Origin of the sequence: Arthrobacter agilis, assembly GCF_002953615.1 — a bacterium.
In the GTDB taxonomy this organism is placed as follows: domain Bacteria; phylum Actinomycetota; class Actinomycetes; order Actinomycetales; family Micrococcaceae; genus Arthrobacter_D; species Arthrobacter_D agilis_B.
In genome coordinates this window covers 505533-515494 of the sequence record NZ_CP024915.1, presented here as the reverse complement: position 1 = coordinate 515494, position 9962 = coordinate 505533, and the positions used below count along the sequence as shown (strand labels likewise).

The window sequence follows — 9962 nt, the reverse complement described above, 5'->3', positions numbered from 1 at the left end:
AGCGCTGGGACTGACCGGCGGCGGAGCCCTGACGGACGTGGGCGGGCTCGTCGCGGCCGGCCGCTTCGAGGACGCCGGCCGGGTCATCCGCGAGGCCCTGCCCGATCCGGTGTCCCGCGTCGTCCTGCAGGCGGACCTCACCGCCGTCGCTCCCGGCTACCTGCAGCCCGAGGTGGCGCGCGGGCTCCTGCGCATGTCCACCCCCGAGGGACAGGGGCCGGCCACCACCTACCGCTTCTCCGCGGAGTCGATCCGTTCCGCCCTCGACTCCGGCGAGGACGCCTCCTCGATCCTCGCCTTTCTACACGAGCACTCCGCGACCGAGATCCCGCAGGCGCTCTCCTACCTCGTCGAGGACACCGCGTCGCGGTACGGCAGCCTCCGGGTCGGGCGGGCCGGCAGCTACGTGAGCACGGACGACGACGCCGTGGTCGCGACGGTGCTGGCCGATCCGCGGGCCGCCGTGCTCGGCGTCGTCCAGGTGGCGCCGACCGTCCTGGTCTCCCCCGCTTCCCCCCACGAACTGGCCGCGCTCCTGCGGGACCTCGGCTTCTCGCCGGCGTCGGACGCCGTGGCCGCCGCGGGCAGGACGCCTCCCGCCGGACCGGCGGCGCCCGCGCGCGTCCCGCCGGACCAGCTGAGGTCACGGCTCAATCCGTGGTCGGTCGCGGAGGAGGAGCTCGACGCCCAGCTCGCCGTCCTGCGCTCCGCGCGCCCGGGCCCTGCCGACGTCGCCACCGGTACCGACAGCGAGACCCTCCTGGGACTCGAGACCCTCCGCGCAGCCATCCGGTCCCGGAGCAGGATCCGCCTCGGCACCGCGGACAGCGAGGGGAATCATGTGCGCCAGGTCCTTGTTCCCCTCTCGGTATCGGGAGGCCGCCTGCGGGTGTTCGACCCCGAGCACCAGGTGGAGAAAGTCGTGTCCGTGCATCGCGTGATGGACGTGGAAATCCTCGAAGGGAGTCCCGCAGATGGTTGACGGGCCGCTGATCGTCCAGAGTGACAAGACCATCCTGCTCGAGGTCGACCACGAGCAGGCCACCGAGGCGCGCCATGCCATCGCCGCCTTCGCCGAGCTCGAGCGGGCGCCGGAGCACGTGCACAGCTACCGGCTGACGCCCCTCGGGCTCTGGAACGCGCGCGCGGCCGGGCTCGACGCCGAACGGGTCCTCGACACACTGCTGAAGTACTCCCGCTTCCCGGTGCCGCACGCCCTCCTGATCGACATCGAGGACACGATGTCGCGCTACGGACGGCTCCGCCTCGAGAAGGACCCGCAGCACGGCCTCGTCCTGCGGACCACCGACTACCCGGTGCTCGAGGAGGTTCTGCACGCCAAGAAGATCCAACCCCTGCTCGGACCGAGGATCGACGGCGAGACCGTCGTCGTCCACTCGTCGCAGCGGGGACAGCTCAAGCAGCTGCTGCTCAAGCTCGGCTGGCCCGCCGAGGACTTCGCGGGCTACGTCGACGGGACACCGCACCCGATCGTGCTCGACGAGGACGGCTGGACCCTGCGGCCCTACCAGCAGCTCGCCGTCGAGAACTTCTGGTCGGGCGGCTCGGGAGTCGTCGTCCTGCCCTGCGGCGCAGGGAAGACCCTCGTGGGCGCTGCGGCCATGGCCACGAGCCAGACCACCACGCTGATCCTCGTGACCAATACGGTCTCCGCCCGGCAGTGGAAGGACGAGCTGCTCAAGCGCACGTCCCTGACGGAGGAGGAGATCGGCGAGTACTCCGGCGCCGTCAAGGAGGTGCGTCCGGTGACGATCGCGACCTATCAGGTCCTCACCACCAGGCGCGGTGGGCTGTACCCGCACCTCGAACTGCTCGACGCGAACGACTGGGGCCTCATCGTGTACGACGAGGTCCATCTGCTCCCCGCGCCGATCTTCAAGATGACGGCCGACCTCCAGGCGCGCCGCCGGCTCGGCCTCACGGCCACCCTCGTCCGTGAGGACGGCCGGGAGGGCGAGGTGTTCTCGCTCATCGGACCGAAGCGGTACGACGCCCCGTGGAAGGACATCGAGGCACAGGGCTACATCGCCCCGGCCGACTGCGTGGAGGTCCGCGTGGACCTGCCGCGGGACGAGCGGGTCGCCTACGCCATGGCCGACGACGCCGACAAGTACCGGCTGTGTGCGACGTCCGACACGAAGTCGGACGTGGTGGAGAAGCTGGTCGCCGGGCACAGGGGCGAGCAGCTTCTGGTGATCGGCCAGTACATCGATCAGCTCGACGACCTCGCGGCGAGGCTCGACGCCCCCGTGATCAAGGGGGAGACCTCCGTGAAGGAACGCCAGCGCCTGTTCGACGCCTTCCGTGCGGGCGAGATCCACGTGCTCGTGGTCTCGAAGGTCGCGAACTTCTCGATCGACCTGCCGGAGGCCTCTGTGGCGATCCAGGTCTCCGGGTCCTTCGGTTCACGGCAGGAGGAGGCCCAGCGCCTGGGCCGGTTGCTCCGGCCGAAGACCGACGGCCGCGCTGCGCGCTTCTACACGGTCGTCGCGCGGGACACCCTGGACCAGGACTTCGCGGCCAAGAGGCAGCGCTTCCTGGCGGAGCAGGGCTACGCGTACCGGATCCTCGACGCCTCCTCGATCGGGGACAAGGAGCCCAGAGACTGACGAGCGTTCTCACCGGAATGGTACAGACAATTCACAGACAACGCGCGGATACTGGTGCCGTGAAGAAAACGGGCCCCGAAGCGAAACTGCTGGTCGTCGACGACGAACCGAACATCCGCGAACTCCTGTCGACATCGTTGCGGTTCGCCGGCTTCGACGTCGTCGCCGCCGGCAACGGACGCGACGCCCTCGCGGCGGCTGAGACGCACAACCCGGATCTCGCCGTCCTGGACGTCATGCTCCCCGACATGGACGGATTCACCGTCACCCGCCGGCTGCGCGCCGCCGGCCGGCACTTCCCCGTCGTCTTCCTGACGGCGCGGGACGACACGGATGACAAGGTCACCGGCCTGACGGTCGGCGGGGACGACTACGTCACCAAACCGTTCAGCCTCGACGAGGTGGTCGCGCGCATCCGCGCCGTCCTGCGACGCACCCACCCGCTCGAGGACGACGACGCCGTGATCCGCGTCGACGACCTCGAACTCGACGACGACGCGCACGAGGTCCGGCGCGGCGGCGAGGTCATCGACCTCTCCCCCACCGAGTTCAAGCTGCTGCGCTACCTCATGATGAACCCGAACCGCGTCCTGTCGAAGGCACAGATCCTCGACCACGTGTGGGAGTACGACTTCAACGGGGACGCGTCCATCGTCGAGTCCTACATCTCGTACCTGCGCCGCAAGATCGACAGGAACCCGGATGCCGTGGCCCTGATCCAGACCAAGCGCGGCGTGGGCTACCTGCTCCGGACCGCCGACAAGCGGTAGCGCCGCCCCCTTGGTCAAGCGTTGGAGTGCGGCGTCCCTCCGCTCGCAGCTCGTCGCGATCATCATGCTCCTGATGATCGTCACGGTGGGCATCACGGGCCTGGCGACCGTGTCCCTCCTGCGCGAAGGACTCGTGGACCGGGTCGACGCCGACATCCTGGCCAACGCGAAGGTCGTCTCGGAGACCATCTATTCCGAGGTACCCGCCGATGACGGGACCGTCCTGCGGTACTACGCGGCGATCCTCGACCGGGACTCCACCATCCTCGCCGAGAACCAGTCCTCCGACGCGGCGGACGTGCCCGACCTCGGGGACCTTACGCCCGAGCGGATCGCGGACCTCGAAGGATCGGGCCTCGACGTGCCGGGGACGGACCCGGCGAGCCAGGGGTGGCGTGTCCGCGTCTTCCCGTTCACCAACGGCGAGGGCTACCTGGCCATCGCCTCACGGCTCAACACGGTCAACGAATCCCTGCAGGAATCGACCGAGATCATCTTCACGTCGGGACTGGTGACCACCGCCCTCGCGTCCCTCATCGCCTTCGTCACGGTCACCCGGCAGTTCGCACCGCTGGCCAGGGTCGAGCGGACCGCCGCCGCCATCGCAGCCGGCGACCTCTCCCGCCGCGTCGCCGTCGAACGTCCCGCCACCGAGATCGGCCGGCTGTCGCGATCGCTCAACGCCATGCTCGCGCACATCGAGCGCGCCTTCGCGGCGAGGACCGCGTCGGAGACGAAGATGCGCCGTTTCGTGGAGGACGCCTCCCATGAGCTCCGCACGCCGCTCGTGACCATCCGTGGCTACTCGGAGCTCTATCGGCACGGAGCACTCCAGAAGGACGAGGACGTGGCCGCGGCGATGGGCCGGATCGAGAGCGAGGCCATCCGCATGGGCCAGCTCGTCGAGGATCTCCTCACGCTCGCCCGGATCGACGAGCAGCGCCCCCTCGAGGTGAGACCCGTGGACCTCATGGTGCTCGCGCACGATGCCGCCTTCGACGCACGGGCGACCGCCCCCGACCGGTCAGTCACGGTGATCGGGCTCGACGGCGGGGCGCCACGCTCCGCGCCCTCGCGGGGTGACGAGGCACGCCTGCGCCAGGTGGTCGCCAACCTGATGACCAACGCACTCCGCTACACGCCGGAGGGATCCCCGATCGAGCTCGCCGTCGGCGTCGCGCCGGTCCTGCACGGGCACAGTGACTCCGTCCTGGAGGTGCGCGACCACGGGCCCGGGATCTCCGAGGAGGACGCCGCCAAGGTCTTCGAGCGTTTCTACCGGGCGGACAGCTCCCGGCACCGGGAGACCGGCGGCACGGGGCTCGGCCTCGCCATCGTCGCCGCGCTCGTCGCGCAGCACGACGGCACCGTCCGGCTGGAGGAGACGCCCGGCGGTGGTGCCACCCTGTCCATCCGGCTCCCGCACCTCCCGGCGGACGACGGGTCGGAGGACGCAGCGCCCGAGGAGGACTCCCCGGGGTCCGGCCAGGAACACGCCTACTCGAATGGCATCATCCCTCCACGGGCCCCCTCGACCAGGCCGGTTGTCCACAAGAGCGGCGACGCCGGCTGACCACCCCGTACCGTGCCCTAGCGTCGGATCGTCAACGGAACGCGAGCACACGGGAGCACATAATGCCTTTCTTCAACGTGGACACCGACGGCCTGGCGGCGAAGAGCAGCCAGGTGCAGGGCACCATCTCGAGGCTGCAGGCGGAGGTGAACTCGATGCAGGCGGGGCTGCGCGATCTCGAGGGGATCTGGACAGGCCAGGCGGCCAGCAATTTCCAGCAGCTCGTCCTGCAGTGGCGTGCGACCCAGCAGCAGGTCGAGGAATCCCTGGCCGGCATCAACGCGGCGCTCTCCCTCGCGACCCGGCAGTACGCCGACGCCGAGCAGGACAACGCCCGCATGTTCCTGGGCTGACGCCTCGCCGCCTGCGCCGGGCCACCACGGCTGTCCGGGGCCATCCGTCCGTGCCTCGGACGACGAAAGGGTGGCACCCCCTCGGGAGTGCCACCCTTCTCGTTCGGGCGTGCGCGGTGGAGCGCCGGCGGGGGCTAGAAGCCGCCCATGCCGCCCATGCCACCCATGTCGTCGCCGCCGCCGGCAGGAGCTGCCTTCTCCGGCTTGTCGGCCACGACGGCCTCGGTGGTGAGGAACAGGCCGGCGATCGACGCTGCGTTCTGCAGGGCCGAGCGCGTGACCTTCACGGGGTCGTTGACGCCTGCGGCGAGGAGGTCCTCGTACACGCCGGTAGCAGCGTTCAGGCCGTGGCCGGCGGGCAGTCCGCGGACCTTGTCGACGACGACGCCGGGCTCGAGGCCGGCGTTGAAGGCGATCTGCTTGAGCGGTGCGTCGATCGCGACGCGGACGATGTTCGCGCCCGTCGCCTCGTCACCCGAGAGTTCCAGGTTGGCGAACGCCTTGGCTCCGGCCTGGATGAGGGCCACGCCACCACCGGCGACGATGCCTTCCTCGACGGCTGCCTTCGCGTTGCGGACGGCGTCCTCGATGCGGTGCTTGCGCTCCTTGAGCTCGACCTCCGTGGCGGCACCGGCCTTGATGACTGCAACGCCACCGGCCAGCTTGGCCAGGCGCTCCTGCAGCTTCTCGCGGTCGTAGTCGGAATCGGAGTTCTCGATCTCGGCGCGGATCTGGGCCACGCGACCGGCGATGGCGTCGGCGTCGCCGGCTCCCTCGACGATCGTGGTCTCGTCCTTGGTCACGACGACCTTGCGGGCGGTACCCAGCAGGTCGAGGGTGGCGGTCTCGAGCTTGAGGCCGACCTCCTCGGCGATGACCTGGCCACCGGTGAGGATGGCGATGTCGGCGAGCTGGGCCTTGCGGCGGTCACCGAAGCCGGGGGCCTTGACGGCCACGGACTTGAAGGTGCCGCGGATCTTGTTGACCACGAGGGTCGCGAGGGCTTCGCCTTCGATGTCCTCGGCGATGATCAGCAGCGGCTTGCCGGACTGCATGACCTTCTCGAGGACGGCGACGAGGTCCTTCACGTTGCTGATCTTCGAGTTGACGATCAGGATGTAGGGATCCTCGAGGACCGTCTCCTGGCGCTCGGCGTCGGTGACGAAGTAACCCGAGATGTAGCCCTTGTCGAAGCGCATACCCTCGGTGAGTTCCAGTTCGAGGCCGAAGGTGTTCGACTCCTCGACGGTGATGACGCCTTCCTTGCCCACCTTGTCGAGGGCCTCGGCGATCAGGTCACCGATTTGCTTGTCCCCGGCGGAGATGGAGGCCGTGGCAGCGATCTGCTCCTTGGTCTCGATCTCCTTCGCGGAGGCGAGCAGCTCGTCGGTGACGGCCTTGACGGCCTTCTCGATGCCGCGCTTGAGGCTCAGGGGGTCGGCGCCGGCCGCGACGTTGCGCAGGCCTTCCTTGACGAGGGCCTGGGCGAGCACGGTGGCGGTGGTGGTTCCGTCGCCTGCGACGTCGTCCGTCTTCTTGGCGACCTCCTTGACGAGTTCGGCACCGATCTTCTCGAACGGGTCGTCGAGCTCGATCTCCTTGGCGATGGACACGCCGTCGTTCGTGATGGTGGGGGCGCCCCACTTCTTCTCGAGCACGACGTTGCGGCCACGGGGGCCGAGCGTCACCTTGACGGCGTCAGCGAGGATGTTCAGACCCCGCTCGAGGCCGCGGCGGGCCTCTTCATCAAAAGAAATGATCTTGGCCATAACGGCTTAGGTCCTTTCGGGACGGTTGCATTTCAGCACATGAATGCTTGCCTGCGTGTGGTGCCCGCGACGGCCGGGCAGCGCCTGAACGATCTCTTTCACGCTCGAAGCCCCACCCCCACCACAGAGGTTTGCCTGCTTCACCCACCACGCGCAGTCTTAGCAGTCTGCGCGCGCGAGTGCTAACTCAATAATTAGCACTCCCACCGTGCGAGTGCAACCTGTCCGAGACCTCCGCACCCCCTTGCAGGACGGCGGGAGCACGGTGCCGCCGCAGGCCGTAGCGCGGATTCCGCCGAGGGCATAGATTGGGCGCACACGAACGAACGGGAGGCACAGTGTCCACGCCAGCAAGCGGTCCTGACTCCGGGAAGCCCGACGAGCGCGGCACCCCGAACCCCGACGGCGGCGGCCCCCTCGGCGCTGATCCGGCGCCCCACCGGGTGCGCGACGACGCGCAGCCGTTCCCGGAGGGGCAGGCACCCTTCCCGCAGCGGCCGTCCGGCCAGGACCCCTACCAGCCGGGAACGTATGCGCAGGGGCCCTCCGGTCCGAACCAGCACGCGCAGGACCCGTACGCCCAGGCGCCGTACCCCCAGGCCGGCCCTCCTTCCGGCGGCTACGGCGGGCCAGGCCCGGGCCAGGACCCTTACGCTTCCGGCGGCTACGGCCGGCCCGGCCCGTCCCAGGGGCCCTACGCGCAGGGCGGCTACCTGCAGGGCGGCTACGGCCAGGGATCCTACGGACAGCAGCCGTACGGTCCGCAGAAGTCGCGGGTGATCGCCGGGGTCCTGGGGATCCTGCTCGGGTCGCTCGGCGTCCACAGGTTCTATCTCGGCTACACGACGATCGGCGTCGTCCTGGTCCTCATGTCGACCATCGGGGCGGTCTTCACCTTCGGGCTGAGCGCCATCGCGGCGGGCATCTGGGGCCTCGTCGAGGGCATCCTGATCCTCGTCGGATCCGGGCAGTTCCGGCGGGACGCGCAGGGTATCCCCCTCAAGGACTGATGGCTCCGGCCCTGCAGCGGATCACTGGAATTCGGGTCCGAGGACCACGGAGATGTCGGGCGAGACCGACGGGGTGTCGACCAGGTCGGTGATCCCGAGGTCCGCGGCCACCGCCTCGGCGTCGGACCGTTGGGCCTCACCGTTGTAGAAGACCACCGAGGAGTCGACCGGGGCTCCCGCCCAGTTCCCCGGGATCGCCGAGGTCCAGCCCTCGGCGGCGAGCCTCCCTGCCGCCACGGAAGCGAGTCCCGGAGCCCCCGTGGCGTTGAGCACGTTCACCGTCTGCGCCCGGTCGGTCCCGTCGGTCGCTTCCGCATCCGGGGACGCGCCCGCGTCCGGTTCGTCCGTCGCCCCGTCCTCGGGATCGTCCGAGGCGCTCCCCGTCGGCGCCGCCGTCGCGTCGGCAGCCCCGCTCGTGGCCGGCGCCGGACCCGACGCCGCGTCCGATCCCCCCGGGAAGCCGAGCCGGGGAAGGATGAAATAGGCGCCGAGACCGATCAGCAGCGCCAGGACCCCCACGGTGATCTTGAGGGCCAGCCCGCTCGAGCGGGCCGGCACCAACCTCTCCCGGTGGACACCCTGGCGCGCGGAAGCCTCGGGGACGGCGTCGAACTCGTCCCGCGGGTGGTCAGTCATGGAAGAGGAGGGTCCTTCGCTCGTCGAGTGTCGCGGGCAGTACTAGATGTCCGCGCCGAGGCGGCGCGCGGACCGTGCCTTCTGGCGGGTGGACCGCAGTCGACGCAACCGCTTCACGAGCATGGGGTCGTGCGCGAGCGCGGCCTCCGTGTCGATCAGGGCGTTGAGCGCCTGGTAGTAGTGCGTGGCGGACAGGTTGAACAGGTCGCGGATGGCCTGCTCCTTCGCGCCGGAGTACTTCCACCACTCGCGCTCGAGCGCCAGCATGCGCTGCTCGCGGTCCCCCAGGGCCAGCCTGGCCTCCTGCCCGGAGGGGGAGTCGTCCGGCTGCCGCATCGGCTCCGCCATGTCCACTACCACCTTCCGTTCCCTCGCACGACTGTCTTTCCATGGTAGTAGGGAATTACACGTGTGTCATTCGGGGAGTGCGTCCCGGAGAGGCGGGCGAGAATGGGTCCATGACGCACGACGACGACGCGCTCTTCGACCTGCCCGACGCTCCTTCCGATGCGGGGCCGTCCCGCGCGGCGGGCTCCGGTAGCCCGGGACCGTCGCCGAACGCATCGGTCTTCCCGTTCGCGGCGCCCGCCGGCATCGCGGACCTCGTGCCGGCCGATTGGGCGTCAGCGCTCGCGCCCGTCGAACCGGTCCTCCACCGGCTGGCCGAAGCCCTTGCGGCGGACCTCGACCGCGGGCTGCGCGTGCTGCCCGATGCGCCCTCCATCCTCCGGGCGTTCTCCACGCCGCTGGACAGCGTGCGCGTCGTCATCGTCGGGCAGGACCCGTACCCGACCGTCGGCCACGCCGTGGGCCTGAGCTTCGCCGTCGATCCCGCGACGCGTCCCATCCCCCGCAGCCTCGCGAACATCTACCGTGAACTGGCCTCGGACACCGGCACCGCTCCGCCTGCGACCGGTGACCTGTCGGGGTGGGCCGAGCAGGGCGTCCTGCTCCTCAACCGGGTGCTGACGGTGCGTGCCGGCGAGACCGCCTCGCACCGGGGGCTCGGCTGGGAGCACGTGACGGACGCGGCGATACGGGCGCTCGCGGCCCGCGGCGGTCCGCTCGTGGCCATCCTCTGGGGCAAGGACGCGCTCCGCCTGAAGCCGCTGCTCGGGCCGACGCCCACGGTGGAGTCCGCGCACCCCAGCCCGCTGTCGGCGTCCCGGGGGTTCTTCGGCTCGCGGCCGTTCAGCCGCGTCAACGAGCTCCTCGCCCAGC

10 protein-coding genes are annotated in these 9962 nt (G+C 70.1%); 7 read left to right on the top strand and 3 right to left on the bottom strand.

The annotated features are described in order from the left end of the window. The 5 genes from CVO76_RS02510 to CVO76_RS02490 all read left to right on the top strand — a co-directional run. Positions 1–982: helicase-associated domain-containing protein (locus CVO76_RS02510; RefSeq protein ID WP_208740560.1), on the top strand; the 982-nt coding region annotated here is incomplete at its 5' end. Then, positions 975–2630 carry a DNA repair helicase XPB gene (locus CVO76_RS02505; protein WP_208740559.1) on the top strand — a complete coding sequence of 552 codons (1656 nt, stop codon included), beginning with the start codon at positions 975–977 and terminating at the stop codon, positions 2628–2630. The genes CVO76_RS02510 and CVO76_RS02505, both read left to right, overlap by 8 nt. 59 nt (positions 2631–2689) lie before the next feature. Next, entirely contained in the window at positions 2690–3400 is a 711-nt protein-coding gene (locus CVO76_RS02500) for a response regulator transcription factor (RefSeq protein ID WP_133083159.1), read from the top strand. A gap of 10 nt (positions 3401–3410) precedes the next feature. Next, positions 3411–4973, top strand: a complete 1563-nt coding sequence (locus tag CVO76_RS02495; protein WP_347876220.1) for a sensor histidine kinase — start codon at positions 3411–3413, stop codon at positions 4971–4973. 62 nt (positions 4974–5035) lie between these two features. Continuing rightward, a complete protein-coding gene (locus tag CVO76_RS02490; RefSeq protein WP_208740558.1) occupies positions 5036–5326 on the top strand; it encodes a WXG100 family type VII secretion target in 291 nt (96 codons plus the stop codon). Positions 5327–5460: 134 nt separating this feature from the next. On the opposite strand, the gene groL is transcribed toward CVO76_RS02490, so the two are convergent. Next, a complete protein-coding gene (gene groL, locus CVO76_RS02485) occupies positions 5461–7095 on the bottom strand; it encodes a chaperonin GroEL (protein WP_133083157.1) in 1635 nt (544 codons plus the stop codon). Positions 7096–7433: 338 nt separating this feature from the next. On the opposite strand from groL, the gene CVO76_RS02480 reads away from it, so the two are divergent. Then, entirely contained in the window at positions 7434–8105 is a 672-nt protein-coding gene (locus tag CVO76_RS02480) for a TM2 domain-containing protein (RefSeq protein ID WP_208740557.1), read from the top strand. Between the two features lie 21 nt (positions 8106–8126). Here the strand turns inward: CVO76_RS02480 and CVO76_RS02475 are convergent, their stop codons facing one another. After that, positions 8127–8741 carry a LytR C-terminal domain-containing protein gene (locus CVO76_RS02475; RefSeq protein ID WP_133083155.1) on the bottom strand — a complete coding sequence of 205 codons (615 nt, stop codon included), beginning with the start codon at positions 8739–8741 and terminating at the stop codon, positions 8127–8129. A 42-nt stretch (positions 8742–8783) separates the two neighbouring features. Beyond that, positions 8784–9077: a DUF3263 domain-containing protein gene (locus CVO76_RS02470; protein WP_244186284.1), complete on the bottom strand. Its 294-nt coding sequence runs from the start codon at positions 9075–9077 to the stop codon at positions 8784–8786. Between the two features lie 122 nt (positions 9078–9199). Between CVO76_RS02470 and CVO76_RS02465 the strand changes: the two genes are divergently transcribed. Next, positions 9200–9962: uracil-DNA glycosylase (locus CVO76_RS02465; protein ID WP_208740556.1), on the top strand; the 763-nt coding region annotated here is incomplete at its 3' end.